This is a genomic window from Mesorhizobium sp. M7A.F.Ca.MR.176.00.0.0 (assembly GCF_004023165.1).
In the GTDB taxonomy this organism is placed as follows: Bacteria; Pseudomonadota; Alphaproteobacteria; order Rhizobiales; family Rhizobiaceae; genus Mesorhizobium.
This window is the reverse complement of record NZ_RZTC01000084.1, coordinates 1-14,881: the sequence shown is the minus strand read 5'-3', so window position 1 is coordinate 14,881 and position 14,881 is coordinate 1. Positions and strand designations below refer to the sequence as shown.

The window sequence follows — 14,881 nt, the reverse complement described above, 5'->3', positions numbered from 1 at the left end:
TCCGGGAGGCCCATTCGTCTTCACGATAGGGAGCCGAAGAATTCGCCCAATCAGGAACGATGCGATGACAATCACCATCACGGCATTTGAGCGATCGCCCGATCGCGGCAAGGGACTGGCGCGCGATACGCGCGTTCGCTGGGCGCTCGAAGAGGTAGGGCTGCCTTATGAGGTTCGGTTTGTTTCCTTCGCGCAGATGAAGGCGCCGGACCATCTGGCCCTCCATCCCTTCGGCCAGATCCCCACCTACGAGGAGGGTTCTCTCTCACTGTTCGAGACCGGCTCGATCATCCTTCACCTTGCCGAGCAGCACGCGGGCCTGCTGCCCGGCGATCGCGATGCCCGCGCGCGTGCGATCACGTGGATGTTTGCCGCACTTAACACAGTCGAGCCGCCGATCCTCGAATTAACGACGGCAAAGATATTCGAAGCTGACAAGCCCTGGAGCGAGGAGCGTTTGCCATTGGTGAAGGATCGTGTTCGCGCCTGTCTCGACAGGCTCTCGGCTCGTCTGGACGCCGCCGAGTGGCTCGACGATGCATTCAGCGCGGGCGATCTGTTGATGGTATCGGTGCTGCTGCGACTAAGAATGTCGGGCATTTTGGACGAATATCAAAACCTTGCTGCATATCTAGCGCGCGGTGAAGCTCGGCCTGCTTACATCAGGGCTTTCGCTGCGCAATTTGCGATCAACGCTCCACCGGCCAGCTGAAACATTGGCTGATAAAGCCGAGCCGACAGCCGATTTGACATCAGCTGCCGCCGAAGAGTTGAGCGAGAGCATTGCCCTCAGAGCGAGACGGGCGGCGCCCCCTACCGGTCGACCATCGCCATGCCCCGCTCGGTGTAGCGCGGGCCGGAGATTTTCCCCGGCGCGAGCGCTTCGTCGAGCGCGGCCATCTCGGCGGCATCGAGTTTGATCGCGGCGGCGGCGACGTTCTCTCCCAGGTATTTTGTGCGCTTGGTGCCGGGGATCGGCACGATGTCGATGCCAAAGCCGTCGCCCTTCGCCAGCAGCCAGGCCAGCGCGATCTGGCCGGGCTTGATGCCTTTGGCTGCTGCGATGTCGCTCACCTTGGCGGCCGCCTCGACATTGGCGTCGTAGTTTTCGCCTTGGTAGCGCGGGTCGTTGCGGCGATAATCGCCGTCGGGATAGTCTTCCGCGCGCTTGACCTGGCCGGTGAGAAAACCTCGGCCGAGCGGCGAGAACGGCACCAGGCCGATGCCGAGTTCGCCAAGCAGCGGGATGATCTCCGGCTCCAGATTGCGCTCCCACAGCGAATACTCGCTCTGCACCGCTGACACCGGGTGCGCAGCATGCGCCCGGCGGATGTTGGCCGCGCCGGCCTCCGACAGGCCGAAGAAGCGCACCTTGCCTTGCGCGACGAGTTCGCCGACGGCGCCCGCGACATCCTCCATCGGCACCGCCGGGTCGACGCGGTGCTGGTAGAGCAGGTCGATATGGTCGGTTCCGAGGCGGCCGAGCGAGGCTTCCACGACCTCACGAATATGCTCGGGCCGGCTGTCGGTTCCGGCCTGCTTGCCGTTTTCGATACGGAAGCCGAATTTCGTGGCGATCGTCACCTGGTCGCGCTTGCCCTTTAACGCCCGACCGAGCAAGGCTTCGTTGGCGTAGGGACCATAGACCTCCGCGGTGTCGAGGAAGGTGCAGCCGAGTTCGATGGCACGGTGCAGCGTGGCGATGGATTCGGCCTCGTCGGCCGGGCCGTAGGACTGGCTCATGCCCATGCAGCCGAGGCCGATGGCCGAGACCTGCAGCCCCTGGCTGCCGAGCTTGCGTGTTTTCAGGGTCATGGCAGGCGTTCTCCGGGAAGGGTCCAGGAATTATAGCAGCCGATCGCTCAATTCCCACAGGGTGTTCGGCCGCATGCCGATGGCTTGAAGACGACGCGGCCGCCCCATGGCTGCTCCATGCGGCGGCGCTATTCTTCCACGGCCAGGATCACTCCGGCAATCGCGGCGCCGACAAAAGCGCCCACGGATGCGCCGACAAGGGGATCGGCCATGATATGGTTGCCGACCACTTCGCCGACACCGCCTCCAGCCAATGTGCCGGCAATTATACCGATGAAAAGGCGGAGAAGTGGATCTGTAGTCAGGCGATTCAGCATCATCATGGCCTTTGCAGCTCGCTCACATGTTGGAGGCGACATCGCGGGTGGACGGAGGCTTGGGCCTATGAGCGGCACGCTGATTTGACGCCTGCGGCGCAACGCTGGGCGTGGCTTTGGCATTCCCAGCGGTGTTGGACGCTTGCGCCTTGCGGCGCCTGAGCCAGTTGGATGACAGTTCGGCAAGGAGACTGCGCAGAGCCTTCACCACGTCCTCCTGAGTGCGGCGAGGCCAAAACCTCCATGCACCCAGTTTGTTCCACACCGAAAACAATCGTTCGCGAAACGGCGCCTGCCGGTGCGATCGGCCTGTTTGCCGGGTTCTGTCGACGAGTGGATCGGAGGTTGCGGCATGTTCTGCCAAGCAGGCTGGCAGGTGACGTGACGCTGCCAGGGTCCCAGTGCGCTGAAAGCGGGTTCGGCATCACCTGCCGATATAGGCGGCCAGTTCGTCCGGCGTCCCGTTCGGGAAGGCCTGTTTCAGAAAGTCCAGGAAAGCCGACACGCGCGGGCTGAGCAGCCGCCGAGACGGGTAGAGCGTCCAAAGAGCGATCTCCGGGCCGTCAATGTCTCCCCAATTCACCAGTGTGCCGTCAGCCAAATCGTGGGCCACCAACGAAATGGGAAGACGTGCTGCCCCGACCCCCGCTCGCACCGCATCGCGCACCATGATGAGCGTTCCCAAAGCGAGGACCGGCTCGATTTTTATCGTCGACCGGCCAGCCTCTGTCTTCACGTGCCATGTTTGCCGTTCGCCTGTCCCGCGCGCAACGCCAGGGGCCGGACCACCGGTGCGAGGAAGGTGAGGGCTCGCCACGACGACCAGCCGGTCGCGGAGAAACGCCCGTCCGACCAGGCTTTCGTCGGGATCCGGGTTGACCCGGATCACCAGGTCGTAGCCTTCCTCGATCATGTCCACAGCCCGGTCCTCCGTCGTGACCTCCAGCCTCACCTCCGGAAATTTGAGGGTAAATCCCGCAGCGATCCTCCCCATCGCGGTCTGAGAAAAAAGCAGGGGCGCGCTGATACGCAATCTGCCCTTGGGTTTGCGACCGCCCGAGGCGATCTCCGCAGCCGTCTCGTCCAGTTCGGCAAGCAATACTCCCGTCCGCTCGAAGAGCGCCCGTCCTTCTTCGGTCAGCTTCAGGTTGCGCGCGCCCCGTTCAAACAGGCGCAGGTCAAGGCTGCTCTCCAAGTCTCCAACCCGCCGCGACAAGGTTGCCTTGGGCCGGCCGGTGGCCCTTGCCGCTTTGCCGAAACCGCCATGGCGGGCAACGAGGTTGAAATCGGTGAGGGCCAGAAGATCCATGAGTGTTCCACCAGCGAGACGGCGCGTCTAAAATTTCGGCCTGTTTGACTGTTTGTGAGCCACACATATTGGGCCTGTCAAGCAACCCAACAGGAGAAATTCCATGACCATTCTCGTTACCGGCGCCACAGGCAATGTTGGCCGCCAAGTCGTCGAACACCTCGTCAAGCGCGGCGCCGACGTCCGTGCTCTCGTCCGCGATCCGTCGAAAGCCAGCTTTCCGGCAGGCGTATCGGTCGCGCAAGGCGACTTTCTCGATGTCGATTCACTGCGCAAAGCCATGTCCGGTGTTTCCACCCTGTTCCTCTTGAACGCCGTGGTGCCGGACGAATTCACCCAGGCTTTGGTCGCGCTGAACGTCGCCCGATCGGCGGGCATCGAGCGGATCGTCTATCTCTCGGTGATCCATGCGGACGTCTATGTGAACGTGCCGCATTTCGCCGGCAAATTCGGCGTCGAGCGAATGATCGAGCAGATGGGCTTCCAGGCCACGATCCTGCGCCCGGCCTATTTCATCCAGAACGACCTGATGATCGAAGACGTCATCACCGGCTACGGCACCTACACAATGCCGGTCGGCGCCAAGGGGCTCGCCATGGTCGACGTGCGTGATATCGCCGAGATCGCCGCTCTCGAGCTGCTGCGCCGCGAACGGTCCGCGGAGCCGCTTGCGCTCGAGCGGATCAACCTCGTCGGTCCGCAGACACTGACCGGGACGGATATCGCCGCTATCTGGTCCGACGTGCTTGCCCGCCCGATCAGCTACGGCGGCGACAACACCGAAGATTTCGAGCAGAATCTCAAGCAGTTCCTGCCTGCCTGGATGGCGTACGACATGCGCTTGATGGGCGAACGGTTCCTGACCGACGGCATGCTGCCCGAGGCCGGCGACGTCGAGCGCCTGACCACGCTTCTGGGCCGCCCGCTGCGTCCCTATCGCGACTTCGCCTCACAAATCGCCGGCTCCGCCTGAGGAACTGCTCTGGTCATCACCAAGGTACGGAAACAGCAGGGCGGCCTTTTGAGGAGGCCGCTCTGGCTGGCACGGGACAAATGCGCGTTCAGCCTGAACCGCCCTACTGCAGGGTGGCCTCACCAGGTCTGTCGAGTTGGGCGTTGACGCGCTCACCATCGTCGCCACCGAGGCCATCCACGAACAGACCAGCTACGCCGTCGAAATTGGTGAGCCCGTCGAATTCAATTGCCGCGCCAATCAGCTGGGCTGCCTGGAAGACAAGGTATTCGACGTCCTCGAGGGCGACGTTTTCGGCCAGATTCCTGACCCTTACATGCTCCGCCACCGCCGTGATGCTGACGATGCCGGTCTTCCTGAAGGCGACCTGGACTGCTGAACGGACGTCATCGCGTAGTCGCGCCGAGTAATCATACCGCATCGAAACCTCCCAAGGGGACCGGTTTTCGTTGAGGTTGCACAATGCGGCAGAGGCTTCGTCTTGGCAAGTCACGAATTAAAAAATATCTAAACAAATCAGGTGGTTACAATAGTTATGCAAGTGTGCGCCTTACGCCGAATACCCATGAGACTCATCTTGAGCATGAGAAGCAGTTCACCCATCGCGAGGTCTTGACGCGCTAGGAGCGGCTTCCTAATTATGCGGTAAGTAAGTTGAATACTCATTCTACGTATTTATGGTGCGGAGCGAGGGAAGCGCGATGACTGAACTGGAACGCCCGGAACGGTTGCAGATCATGCTGACGTCAGACGAACTGGCGGCGCTGGAAAACTGGCGCTTTGACAAGCGCATGCCGAGCCGTTCGGCCGCCGTGAGGGAATTGCTGCGGCGCGGTCTTGCCTCGGATGGCTTCCTGACGGCGGAGCAAGGGACGAAGTCGCAAGACTTCGGCATCTTGCCAACCGCCGGCGGCAACGGCATTTCCGACGGCGGCAAGGAGTAGGGCGGTTCACCACGCGTGAGCCGCCCTGGCCCCGCAGGCCGGTCGGCAGTTGCCGCGACGCGGCGCCGGCTGGCGTACCGGGACGAGACTCTCGGTTCAGAGGATGTTGGTCGTCACTTCGACGACGATCGCGGCACCTTCCAGGCTGCCATTGGTGACGTGCACGACGCGCGATACCCGCAGATCCTGCGTGGTTCCGTCGATCGACAGCGCAACACTTTCGCCGATCCGTGGAACCGCCTGAAAAATGGCGTCCGTGGCCTCCGGCCGGTTGTCGATCGATATGCGGCAGTTGACGGTCATGAGATGTCTCCTGTGTCGGCCCGGTGGTCAACGCGGTGTCCGCGAAATGGTTTCAGGAGGCCGGATGCAACTTAATGGCGCCCGGATTCGTAAAGCAGTAATTGCTCCATCGTTCATCGTAACGGACCAACAGCTCGCTGGGGAGGGCGTTGGGGCTGCCCCGGCGAGCTTGATCCGATTTGCCCAGGGGCGTGGCGTCACCGAGGCATGGAGACGAGTTTCGGAGCCCGCAATTCCCCGGCCATCCTTGCCGCCTGGAAGATTGTCATCAAAACCAGGATGGGCTCACCCTCGGTCGGGTTGATGGTCAGGACGACGCGGCCGAGCTCGTCGCTCATGCCGCAAGACCAATCCTTGACGGCTATCACTTTTCTCGCGGCCATATGCCTTCTCCTGAACCGGAGGTCCCCTGCGGGCTACGCGGTCTGGAGTTGGTCGACAGAACCTTCGCCTGACATTGCAACCAGCCGAAATGCGGCAAATGCGGTCAATATTATGAAAACCGCCGTGACGTTCAGGGACATCGTCGATGCAAGGACGCCCCCGTCAAAGCAACTCAGTTCCATGGCGCTGCACCCCTTGAAGCCACTGACGGTCCGGATGATGATCCTGCTTGGGGCGAAATACAAGCGGTCGCTAATACGCTGATGCCGGCTGGCCAGCCCTGCGCGCAGCTTTTGAGCAGCCGAACGCTTGGTTGCTGGTTCCCGCTCAAGGGCTCGAACCTCGATTCACGCCTTCAAAGGGCGCTGTCCTACCATTAGACGAAGCGGGAAAATGCACGTTGCGCCCCACCCCTAGCCGGTTCGCGCGCCGGGATCAACGCACTGCGGCGGCAAAGCCGATTGGAAGCGCGGTGTCAGTCCGGAAAGTTGGTGACAGGTTCCTCGCAGCGGTAGACCGGGCAGCTGCCGTCACGGGTCGGGACATAGGCCGACATCGGCACCTCCGGCCAGTCGCATTCGTTGCCGAACTGCCTGACATAGCGGTCATAGGTGTTGGGGCCGGTGGTCAGCACCACGGCATGGCGGCTTTGGAGCAGTTGCCGGAGTTGGTCGCAACTCATCGTGCGGGTGTCAGGCCTGGCTTCGGCGAGGCCGGTCGCGGCCAGCAGGATCGCTGCCGTTATCAAGGCAATTCGGCGCATCGGCATGGCTGTTCCCTCGAATGGATATATCGGCCGAAACTCGCATCCCGGCGGGTGGTTCCGCAACCGCCGGCTGGCCGTCTGTGGCGGCGCAACCAAATGGTCCGTCGTGCATTGCTGAGGATGGATGGCAGGAAGCCCTACGAAACCCCGCAATGGCGGCCCGGAAACCGGGATCGCGAGGCCATGTGCTGTTCTTTCTGCGGCGGGCGCGACCACAGCTATGAGGACTGTCCGCAAAGGGATACTGACGCCGATCCAGTGCCGAATGCCCCTGACCCTCCCAAGCCAGACTGATCCGCGCCGGAATGCCGCCAGCAATATGTCAAATGCGACCCGCCGGCATTCGTACATCTGACTGATGTCGTGATTTTCAACGCCGTCCGGCTACATCCTGACCTTACCGGTGTCACCGATTTCCGGGCGGCTGTCGCTGACCGTTGCGGCCAGCATCTTCACATAGCTGACCACGGTGCCGGGGCTGTCCCAATACTGGGCGTCTTTCGGCGTCACCTTAAGCACGCGGATCGAAGGATCATCGGCACTGTCCCACCAGGCCTTGGCCGGGGTCGACCACAACTCCCTGATCTTGGCGCGGTCGTTCGAAACCGCCGCCAGACCGCTGACGGAAACATATTTCTGGCCGCCTGAATCGGCGAAGGCGAGACCGACATTGGGCTCGGCTTCGATCTCGTCATCCTTGTGACTGTCGACATCGGTGAGGAAGTAGACGGCGTTTTCGTCGCGCACCACATGCGCCGCCATCGGTCGCGAGCGGATGTCATCGCCTTCGCGAGTGGCGAGCATACAGAAGCCGATCCTGTCCATCAGTTTCCAGACCCGGTCGAGATCGCTGTTGCCGTCGCTCATTGTGTGCCTCCTTATTGAGCCGTCCACGGGGGGTGTCGGGTGCAACTCGCGCAGGCGCGCAAGGTTCCGGACATGAACTGCCCGGACTGTTCCTGGGAGGAATGTTGGAGGCGATTGCAACCAAAATGCACCGCGGCGCATTGGTGGCCATGCGCGCAATCCGCGCAGAGGGAAAAGGGGTCGACCGTGATAGATTTGGCGGGCCGTGATGCCTTGATCGCCATCACCGCCGATGCGCGGTTGGCAGCGATTGTCGATTCGTCCTTCGACGCCATCGTCAGCAAGGATCTGAACAGCATCATCACCAGTTGGAACGCGGCGGCGCAACGCATGTTCGGCTACACCGCCGAAGAGGCCGTCGGCCGCTCCGTGCTCATGCTCATCCCCGATCATCTCAAGGATGAAGAGACCGACATCATCAGCCGGGTTCGCAGGGGCGAGCTGCTGGCCAGCTACGAGACGATCCGCCGGCGCAAGGATGGCGGCCTCATCGCCGTGTCGCTGACCATTTCGCCGATCAGGAACGTGTCCGGCGAGATCATCGGCGCCTCGAAGATCGCCCGCGACATCACCGCCAGCAAGGAGAGCGAGCGCCGGATCAGGCTTTTGCTCCGCGAGGTGAACCATCGCGTCAAGAACCAGTTCGCGGTGATCCTCTCGATGATCAGGGAGACCAGCAAACGCTCGACCGATCCGCGTGAATTCGAGGAGTTGATCCGCTCCCGCATCATGGCGCTGTCGCGGTCGCACGATCTGCTGGTGAACTCGGAATGGGCCGGCGCCAGCCTCTTCGACCTCGCCCAGGAGCAGCTCAAGCCGTTCGGCCACGAGGCGCGGGTATCGCTCTCCGGGCCGCTTTTGACCCTGCAGCCGAACGCCGTGCAGAATCTCGGCATGGCATTTCATGAACTCGGCACCAACTCATCAAAATATGGCGCGCTGGCGAGCGAGGCCGGGCGGCTCGAGATCACCTGGCGGATCGTCGAAGGCGTTTCGGACAAGCGGGAAATTCATCTGGTCTGGGACGAGACGATGCCGGTGCGCGAGGGAGAGCGGCGGGACGAAAGCACGCGCAAGGGTTTCGGCACCGTCGTCCTGCAACGGGTCGCGCCGCAATCGCTGAACGGCTTGGCGGTGCTGGATCGCAGCCCGGGCCATCTCAAATGGTCCCTGACGGCGCCCCTGGACTCGATCATCGTTCCGCAGCTCGGCGCCGACCTGCCCGAAACCGAGCCTTCCTGAGCCCTTGAGGGTTGGTTCCATCAACCTCCCTTTGGCAGATGCGTATTCAAAAGCGGCCGCATCCTTGCCGCACCTGGCCGTGGATTCAGGAACCGCGACCCGGTGGCCGCGTTGTGGCGTCAAGCTTTTGGAGGGGACATCATGGAACAACTCGTCGAGGAATTCGGCCATTCCACCTACACCTCGTTTCCGGTCATCGCGGCGCGGCTGTTGCTGGCCACCCTCTATGGCGCGGTCATCGGTTTCGAACGCGAATGGCGCAACCGCCCGGCCGGACTTCGCACGCATATTCTCGTCTGCGTCGCCGCCGCCACCTTCGGCATCCTGACGGTCGAGATCGTGCACGCGCCGATGTTCGCCGGGGAATCGGTCAAGGTCGATCCGATCCGGGTGGTCGAGGCGGTGACCGCCGGCGTCGCTTTCCTCGCCGCCGGCTCGATCATGTTTTCGCGCGGCGAGGTGCATGGGCTGACGACCGGCGCCGGCATGTGGCTGGCGGGCGCGATCGGCGTCGCCTGCGGACTGGGTCTTTGGCAAGTGGCCGGGTTCGGCACGCTGATCGTGCTGGTCGTTGCCGGCTTTCTGCGCCGGTTCGAAAGCGGACCCGGCCTTGCCGCCGGTGATGAAGGCAGTCAGGCAAAGGCGGAAAAGGAGGGGGCCTCGGCCCGATCAAAGGGAGGGCGAAGGTAATCCCGTTCGCCGAGAGATGCCGTGACTGGTTTCACCGAAGAAGCCGGCCAGCAGATCGGCCGTCCGCGCCGGATTCTCCTCGGGAAAGAAGTGTCCACCTGGCATCGCCTGGCCACGCACATCGTCGGCCCAGCCCTGCCACAGCGCCAGCGGCCCGCCTTCGCCGGCATACCATTGCGCCAACGCGCCCTGACCGCTCCATAGCGCCAGCAGCGGGCAGCGGATGCGCCGGCCGGCTGCCTTGTCGGCATGATCGTGCTCGCGGTCGAGCGTGGCTGCCGCCCGATATTCCTCGCAGATGGCATGGGCGTGGGCAGGCGCGCGCAAGGCCTCGACATAGGCCCGACGCACTTCGGCTGGAAACGCCGATGGCGGCGAGCCCCAGCCGTTGAGCGCATTGTCGACGACCGCCTCGGCGGCGCCGGACAGGATCTTTTCCGGCAACGGCTCGGGCTGCGCCAGCAGCGACCATGGCCAATAACCCAGCGCCAGCCTGGCGTCGGCCCGGTCCCAGGCATCGGCGGTCGGCACGATGTCGAGAACGGCGAGCTTGTCGATGCTGCCCCGATGATCGAGCGCCATGCGGTAGGCGACACGCCCGCCGCGATCATGGCCGGCGACCATGAATCTGCTGAAACCCAGCTTCTCCATCAGCCTCATCATATCGGCGGCCATGGTGCGCTTGGCATAGGGGGCGTGGTCGGGAGTGGATGCCGGACAGGAACTGCGGCCATAGCCGCGTAGGTCGGCGCAGACGACGCTGAACCGGCTGGCCAGAGCGGGGGCGATGTCGCGCCACATCAGATACGTCTGCGGAAAGCCGTGCAGCAACAGCAGCGGTGGCCCGCCGCCGGCGCGCAGGCAGAATATGCCGGCATCGCCGGTGTCGATTTCCGCGCCTTGAAAACCTTCGAACATGATCGCCTCCGGCACGCGCAACGGCCGGCAAACGGGTTTGGTTGCAATGCCGCGCGGCGAGGCGGCCAACCTTTTTCATCGACAGGCGTTGTCCCTTTGAAAGGAAGGTCGCCGCGGGCGACCGTGAAAGAAAGAAGGAGGCAGTGATGAGAATTCTTGCCATCATGCCACTAGGCCTCATGCTGGCGCTGGCAGTGCCGGCCGCGGCCCAGCAGCAGAACGACAGCCAGGCGCCGCAGGCCGACAAATGCAGGGCTCAGACCGAGCAAGGGGCAAAACAGCAGCCTGGACAGCAGGCCGATGACGGCAATTTGACCGCGAAGCTCAACGACTGCGGCGGCGTGCTGAAACCGCCCCCGACGGGCGACCAGGGCATGGCGGCGCCGGCGCCGAACGAAGGCAAGACGCCGGTGATCAAGCCGGGTGAAGTGCCGCCCCAGCCGCCGAAGCAATAACCTGCGCTCGCTGGTATTATCGCGCAAGCTAATGGAACCTCGTTATCTTGGGGGCGTTTCTCTCACGACTTGGAATTCGGAGAGATTATCGTGAGAGATATTGCGACCACAGCCACGTTGCTTGCCTCGATTGCCATCGTGATTGCCTTGATTCTGCTGGCGCCGAAGAGTTTTGGCTTTGAAACTTCACACCCGATCGTACAGGGCGAGCTTCCGGCGGAATAATCGATCGACTATTGCGAGTGATCAGGACGATTTGCGTGAAGCAGGCGAGGCACGACGCCCCCGCCTGCTTCTTTTCATTGAAACCGCTATCGCACCAGGACGCCGGAGTGGCTGCAGAGCGCTGCGAACGCTTCCTGCGCCTCGGCGGCGCCTGTCCCGGTTTCCAATGCTGATTCGACCTTCTCGCGCGCCGCCTGGTAGAACGGGCCGCGTTTGGCCTGCGGCCAGTCGATCAGGATTTCGCTGGCATCCTTGAGCGTTGCGACGTCGCGGATCGTGTCCGACCCATGCGGCTTGATCCGCATCGGTGTGGGCAAAATGAGCTCGGACATGTCCTGTTTTCCATCTACTGGAGGAGTTTTGCTTCGCGCGCGGCGTCGATCATCGCCCGCATCGCTTTTTCCGCCGGCGTCCAGCCATCCAGCGCATCGCGGCAACTGCGCAACGCCGCCCGGTAGCGCCGTCCCTGGCCAGCCGGCCAGTCGGCGAGGCATTCCAGCCCTTCCCAGGCGCTGCGGATGATGCGCTCGCGCTCAGGCGCGAATTTCAGCCTGATGGGGCGGGGAAACATCTTGTCGTTCAACGGTCGTCTCCATGATTGCCGCAAGTGTCGCTGGCGACATGCGTGAGAGCGCTCGGTAACGTCGCCGGCAGGACAGGGTTCCCTTGCCAAGAGATCAAATCTCAGCGTCGATGTCCGACAGCGATCTCGGCGTCGGCGCTTCGGCGTTGTGCTGCGCTGGGCGGTCATGCTCGAACTGTTCGGTGCCGGGCAGAGCGTGCAGCCAGGTCTCGCGCCTGGAGGTCCACAATTCATATTCGGGCACGAGATCGGTCGGCGCGATGTCGAGGCTGCCGATCGCCACCTCGGCCTCGTTGTCGTCGACCCAGGCGACGCGGCCGCCGCATGTCGGGCAAAAGCTCCGCGTGCCATAGGAGCTGACGAGGCCGGTGGTCTCGAAGGCTTCGCGCGGCCAGATGGCAAAGGCCGAGTAGACCGAACCGCCGGCCTTGCGGCAGTCCTTGCAATGGCACAGGCCGAAGCGCAGCGGCGCGCCGTGAACCTCGAACTGCACGCCGCCGCACAGGCAACTCCCGGTCCTGCGTATGGTGTCGGACATGGCGACCTCCCTCAATACGTGGCGCTGCGGGCCGGGTGGGACAGATGCTCGTCTGCCGTTTCGTTGGCCAGGATGAGAAACCGGGAAAAAGATATCCTGTTCACCGTACCACCAGGCCCGGTTGACACGGCCCGCAGCATCTTTAACGCCGCCCAGGCGAAATGGCTTCGGCTAGCCGCGGGCCGCCATATGGGCGTCGAGCTTCTTGCGCGAGGGGCCGTAGCGCTTGATGATGGTCTGTGCCTCGCTTGGCGGGATGCCGTATTTGCGGGCAAAGGCGGCAACCTCGTAGGGCTCTTCACTCGAGACCTGCCTGCGGTCCTGTTTCGTCTTCGACTTGTCGTCAGCCATCTCAGGCCTCGCTTTCTGTTGTCGGGGACGCGCAGCCTTCGGCGCCCGCGATCAACACGACATAACACAGATTGGCGCCGCCGGTTCCACCAGACGACACGGCCTGGGCTGCGATAGGCGTGTATCAGGCCGAGGCCCGCATGGGGTCGGCGGCGGCAGCGTGGTCGCCGTCACATTCGGAGCATGCCGCGCTGAGGCCGGGGCAGCCGCGCCGGTGCGTGCCGGCGGGGCAGCAATGGCCGTTGGAACTCGTCCAGCGCGGGCATTCGAAGACCTGGCCAGCGCCGCCGCAGCCGCTGCACTCCAGCGGCGCCGACCGCACGCCATGAGATATCGCCCCAAACCTGACGCTTGTACGCAAATTTCAGCCCACCCAAAATCCCTGCACCGCCGGTGCATTAGCCCCGACTAACGATAGCACTTCCGTGATTACCAACAAGTTTCAATCGCGGCGGCGCCGGAAAGCCGTTCGGGCCGTCGTCAGGCCGGCTTCAGCCGCATCGCGGCGAGATACATGAGCGCCGAGGCGGCCTGCCCGCGGTTCCAGCCGGCGGCCTCGACCTTGCGGAGCAGGGCGTCGAGATGCGGAGCCAGCATATCCCTCCATTCCTGTTCGTAGGCCGTGCTCGTCGCCGCATGCCGCGGTGCGCCGATGGTCAATGCCTTGGCCATGTCCGATTCCCCCTTGGAGCGAGCAATAATATGCCGTCAGCCGGCAAACCGAAAAGCGCTCTTGCTGTACGGTGTGACGCTTCGAAAGCCCTCTGCGATCCTGTCGAGAAAAATTGGCCTGATGTGTCGGACCTGGCGCCGGTCGCGCGTCCTAGGAGCGATCAACCTGCAAAGCTGGAGAACGAGCATGTCGTCGCAAATCACTCAATCACCGTGGCAGACCGCGGCCCTTGTCGTCGCCCGGCTGATCTTCGCCGGCGTCTTCCTGATGGCCGTGACCTTCAAGTTCATGGGCATGGACGCCACCGCCGGCTATATCGCCGCCGCCGGCTTTCCATTTCCGCTGTTCCTGGCCTGGTGCGCGGCGATCCTGGAAGTCGCGCTGGTGCTGTGCTTCCTGACCGGCGCGTTCTTCTCGCAGGCAGCCGTGGTCGCCGCCGCCTATGTGCTGTTCCTCGGCTTCGCCTTTCACGGACCCAGCCACTGGGCCGACAACCAGGCCGAGTTCGGCTTCTTCGTCGACCATTTTTCGTTCCTGGCCGGACTGCTGTTTGCGGCCGTACATGGACCGGGCAAGGTGCTTTCGCTCAATTCGGGATGGCCGGGCAGTGCTTGAGGCGTGGGCAGCGGGCCGCCGCGGACGCCCGCCGGCCCCGCTCACAGCTGGTCGTTGTAGGGTTCCTTTATCTTGCCGACCATGCGGGCCAGCTTCGAAAAAGACGGCATCTCCGCCTCCGGCTGGCACTGGTTGGCGAGTTCCAGCAGCCGGATCGGAAAGTTGACGGCGTCGCGGCTTGACGCGGACATGCCTTCGGACCGCTCCTGGTTGGTCTCGCCGGCCTCGGTCTTGCGCAAGGCCAGGTCGATCTCCTCCGCCGTCAGCACCCCCTTTTGAACCAGGAGGCGGTTGATCGAGGCGACGGCCATCAGCAGGCCTTCGAGTTGCAGGTTGGCGACATTCATGGCGATTGCTCCCGTGGCTGGGGTTGAAACGCGCGAGCGGCATTTCCGCTCCAGAAAGGCTGCGGGCGAATGCCTATTCCTGCGTCAGCCGTTCGCCATATTCGCGCCACAGCGCCTTGACCTCCAGGTTGCCGAGGCTGCCGATCGAAACATCCCCACAGTTGATGGCGACGGCGCCGATGTCGTATTGGGGGTAGGCGTTGGCGACGAAACGGATGGCTTCGCCCAGCGAACGCACGCGGATGACTGGATCGGCCTGACCCTGGCCGGTGCTGCGCACGCCGGAAACCGTGGCTTGTGCATGCCGCATCCTGAACACGGATGCCATGGCTGGTCTGTCCATCGTCCTCTCCCACAAGGCCGTGCGACGGGAATCATTCCATGAGCTTCGACGAATGATTTCACACCTGCCGGCTTATGACCAGCCGCCGGCAAAAGCAGGGTTTTATGCGCTTTGCCAGCGTCGGTCAGGCCGGAGTTTCGGCCGAAGTAGGAATTTTTTCTCAGAAAACGGTTGACGGGGTGAGTGCAGCTATGCTACATTTTTGCTCATGGTGCTGAGTTGC

The 14,881-nt window shown here is 63.2% G+C and carries 24 protein-coding genes and 1 tRNA gene; 8 read left to right on the top strand and 17 right to left on the bottom strand.

Annotated features, from left to right (window positions below; all coding sequences use genetic code 11):
* Positions 1-64: 64 nt before the first annotated feature.
* Positions 65-712 (top strand): glutathione S-transferase family protein, encoded by a 648-nt coding sequence (locus EOB59_RS24360; protein ID WP_128289414.1) that lies wholly within the window; start codon positions 65-67, stop codon positions 710-712.
* Between the two features lie 101 nt (positions 713-813).
* On the opposite strand, the gene EOB59_RS24355 is transcribed toward EOB59_RS24360, so the two are convergent.
* The 3 genes from EOB59_RS24355 to EOB59_RS24340 form a co-directional block, all read right to left on the bottom strand.
* Positions 814-1,815 carry an aldo/keto reductase gene (locus tag EOB59_RS24355; protein WP_128289413.1) on the bottom strand — a complete coding sequence of 334 codons (1,002 nt, stop codon included), beginning with the start codon at positions 1,813-1,815 and terminating at the stop codon, positions 814-816.
* A 128-nt stretch (positions 1,816-1,943) separates the two neighbouring features.
* Positions 1,944-2,138: a hypothetical protein gene (locus tag EOB59_RS24350; RefSeq protein WP_127382563.1), complete on the bottom strand. Its 195-nt coding sequence runs from the start codon at positions 2,136-2,138 to the stop codon at positions 1,944-1,946.
* 418 nt (positions 2,139-2,556) lie between these two features.
* Positions 2,557-3,441 (bottom strand): LysR family transcriptional regulator, encoded by an 885-nt coding sequence (locus EOB59_RS24340; protein ID WP_127809857.1) that lies wholly within the window; start codon positions 3,439-3,441, stop codon positions 2,557-2,559.
* A 103-nt stretch (positions 3,442-3,544) separates the two neighbouring features.
* Here EOB59_RS24340 and EOB59_RS24335 point away from each other — a divergent pair, with 103 nt between their 5' ends.
* Complete coding sequence (locus EOB59_RS24335; RefSeq protein ID WP_127809858.1) at positions 3,545-4,414, top strand: NmrA/HSCARG family protein; 870 nt, start codon at positions 3,545-3,547, stop codon at positions 4,412-4,414.
* Positions 4,415-4,517: 103 nt separating this feature from the next.
* Here EOB59_RS24335 and EOB59_RS24330 read toward each other — a convergent pair whose 3' ends face one another.
* Complete coding sequence (locus EOB59_RS24330) at positions 4,518-4,835, bottom strand: hypothetical protein (RefSeq protein ID WP_127269194.1); 318 nt, start codon at positions 4,833-4,835, stop codon at positions 4,518-4,520.
* A gap of 280 nt (positions 4,836-5,115) precedes the next feature.
* Here EOB59_RS24330 and EOB59_RS24325 point away from each other — a divergent pair, with 280 nt between their 5' ends.
* Complete coding sequence (locus tag EOB59_RS24325) at positions 5,116-5,358, top strand: hypothetical protein (RefSeq protein ID WP_127269195.1); 243 nt, start codon at positions 5,116-5,118, stop codon at positions 5,356-5,358.
* Between the two features lie 96 nt (positions 5,359-5,454).
* Here the strand turns inward: EOB59_RS24325 and EOB59_RS24320 are convergent, their stop codons facing one another.
* The 5 genes from EOB59_RS24320 to EOB59_RS24300 form a co-directional block, all read right to left on the bottom strand.
* Entirely contained in the window at positions 5,455-5,661 is a 207-nt protein-coding gene (locus EOB59_RS24320) for a hypothetical protein (protein WP_127809859.1), read from the bottom strand.
* 197 nt (positions 5,662-5,858) lie between these two features.
* Positions 5,859-6,044: a hypothetical protein gene (locus EOB59_RS24315; protein ID WP_127331685.1), complete on the bottom strand. Its 186-nt coding sequence runs from the start codon at positions 6,042-6,044 to the stop codon at positions 5,859-5,861.
* Positions 6,045-6,362: 318 nt separating this feature from the next.
* Positions 6,363-6,436, bottom strand: a tRNA-Gln gene (locus tag EOB59_RS24310).
* An 84-nt stretch (positions 6,437-6,520) separates the two neighbouring features.
* The gene (locus EOB59_RS24305; protein WP_128289412.1) at positions 6,521-6,814 is read right to left on the bottom strand and encodes a hypothetical protein; all 294 of its coding nucleotides are present in this window, start codon (positions 6,812-6,814) and stop codon (positions 6,521-6,523) included.
* Between the two features lie 381 nt (positions 6,815-7,195).
* The gene (locus tag EOB59_RS24300) at positions 7,196-7,678 is read right to left on the bottom strand and encodes a pyridoxamine 5'-phosphate oxidase family protein (protein ID WP_127269199.1); all 483 of its coding nucleotides are present in this window, start codon (positions 7,676-7,678) and stop codon (positions 7,196-7,198) included.
* Between the two features lie 186 nt (positions 7,679-7,864).
* Between EOB59_RS24300 and EOB59_RS24295 the strand changes: the two genes are divergently transcribed.
* Both EOB59_RS24295 and EOB59_RS24290 read left to right on the top strand, forming a co-directional pair.
* Positions 7,865-8,920, top strand: coding sequence for a PAS domain S-box protein (locus EOB59_RS24295; RefSeq protein ID WP_127809861.1), 1,056 nt, complete (start codon positions 7,865-7,867; stop codon positions 8,918-8,920).
* 141 nt (positions 8,921-9,061) lie between these two features.
* Complete coding sequence (locus EOB59_RS24290) at positions 9,062-9,610, top strand: MgtC/SapB family protein (RefSeq protein ID WP_127809862.1); 549 nt, start codon at positions 9,062-9,064, stop codon at positions 9,608-9,610.
* Here the strand turns inward: EOB59_RS24290 and EOB59_RS24285 are convergent.
* Positions 9,590-10,528 carry an alpha/beta hydrolase gene (locus tag EOB59_RS24285; RefSeq protein WP_174800316.1) on the bottom strand — a complete coding sequence of 313 codons (939 nt, stop codon included), beginning with the start codon at positions 10,526-10,528 and terminating at the stop codon, positions 9,590-9,592. The genes EOB59_RS24290 and EOB59_RS24285 overlap by 21 nt on opposite strands.
* Positions 10,529-10,674: 146 nt before the next feature.
* Between EOB59_RS24285 and EOB59_RS24280 the strand changes: the two genes are divergently transcribed.
* Positions 10,675-10,983 carry a hypothetical protein gene (locus tag EOB59_RS24280; RefSeq protein ID WP_127331689.1) on the top strand — a complete coding sequence of 103 codons (309 nt, stop codon included), beginning with the start codon at positions 10,675-10,677 and terminating at the stop codon, positions 10,981-10,983.
* 90 nt (positions 10,984-11,073) lie between these two features.
* Positions 11,074-11,208: a hypothetical protein gene (locus tag EOB59_RS37225; protein WP_281035303.1), complete on the top strand. Its 135-nt coding sequence runs from the start codon at positions 11,074-11,076 to the stop codon at positions 11,206-11,208.
* Between the two features lie 86 nt (positions 11,209-11,294).
* Here EOB59_RS37225 and EOB59_RS24275 read toward each other — a convergent pair whose 3' ends face one another.
* The 5 genes from EOB59_RS24275 to EOB59_RS24255 all read right to left on the bottom strand — a co-directional run bounded on the left by EOB59_RS24275 (position 11,295) and on the right by EOB59_RS24255 (position 13,352).
* Entirely contained in the window at positions 11,295-11,540 is a 246-nt protein-coding gene (locus tag EOB59_RS24275) for a DUF982 domain-containing protein (protein WP_128289411.1), read from the bottom strand.
* A gap of 14 nt (positions 11,541-11,554) precedes the next feature.
* Positions 11,555-11,791 carry a DUF982 domain-containing protein gene (locus tag EOB59_RS24270; protein WP_127809864.1) on the bottom strand — a complete coding sequence of 79 codons (237 nt, stop codon included), beginning with the start codon at positions 11,789-11,791 and terminating at the stop codon, positions 11,555-11,557.
* Positions 11,792-11,885: 94 nt separating this feature from the next.
* Positions 11,886-12,329, bottom strand: a complete 444-nt coding sequence (locus EOB59_RS24265; protein ID WP_128289410.1) for a GFA family protein — start codon at positions 12,327-12,329, stop codon at positions 11,886-11,888.
* Positions 12,330-12,500: 171 nt separating this feature from the next.
* Entirely contained in the window at positions 12,501-12,680 is a 180-nt protein-coding gene (locus EOB59_RS24260) for a DUF3606 domain-containing protein (protein ID WP_128289409.1), read from the bottom strand.
* 480 nt (positions 12,681-13,160) lie between these two features.
* The gene (locus tag EOB59_RS24255) at positions 13,161-13,352 is read right to left on the bottom strand and encodes a hypothetical protein (RefSeq protein WP_128289408.1); all 192 of its coding nucleotides are present in this window, start codon (positions 13,350-13,352) and stop codon (positions 13,161-13,163) included.
* A 187-nt stretch (positions 13,353-13,539) separates the two neighbouring features.
* On the opposite strand from EOB59_RS24255, the gene EOB59_RS24250 reads away from it, so the two are divergent.
* On the top strand, positions 13,540-13,968 hold the full coding sequence (locus EOB59_RS24250) for a DoxX family protein (RefSeq protein WP_128289407.1): 429 nt from the start codon (positions 13,540-13,542) through the stop codon (positions 13,966-13,968).
* Between the two features lie 41 nt (positions 13,969-14,009).
* Here the strand turns inward: EOB59_RS24250 and EOB59_RS24245 are convergent, their stop codons facing one another.
* The gene (locus tag EOB59_RS24245) at positions 14,010-14,315 is read right to left on the bottom strand and encodes a hypothetical protein (protein ID WP_023813813.1); all 306 of its coding nucleotides are present in this window, start codon (positions 14,313-14,315) and stop codon (positions 14,010-14,012) included.
* A 73-nt stretch (positions 14,316-14,388) separates the two neighbouring features.
* Positions 14,389-14,658 carry a hypothetical protein gene (locus EOB59_RS24240; RefSeq protein WP_127809868.1) on the bottom strand — a complete coding sequence of 90 codons (270 nt, stop codon included), beginning with the start codon at positions 14,656-14,658 and terminating at the stop codon, positions 14,389-14,391.
* Between the last annotated feature and the right edge of the window lie 223 nt (positions 14,659-14,881).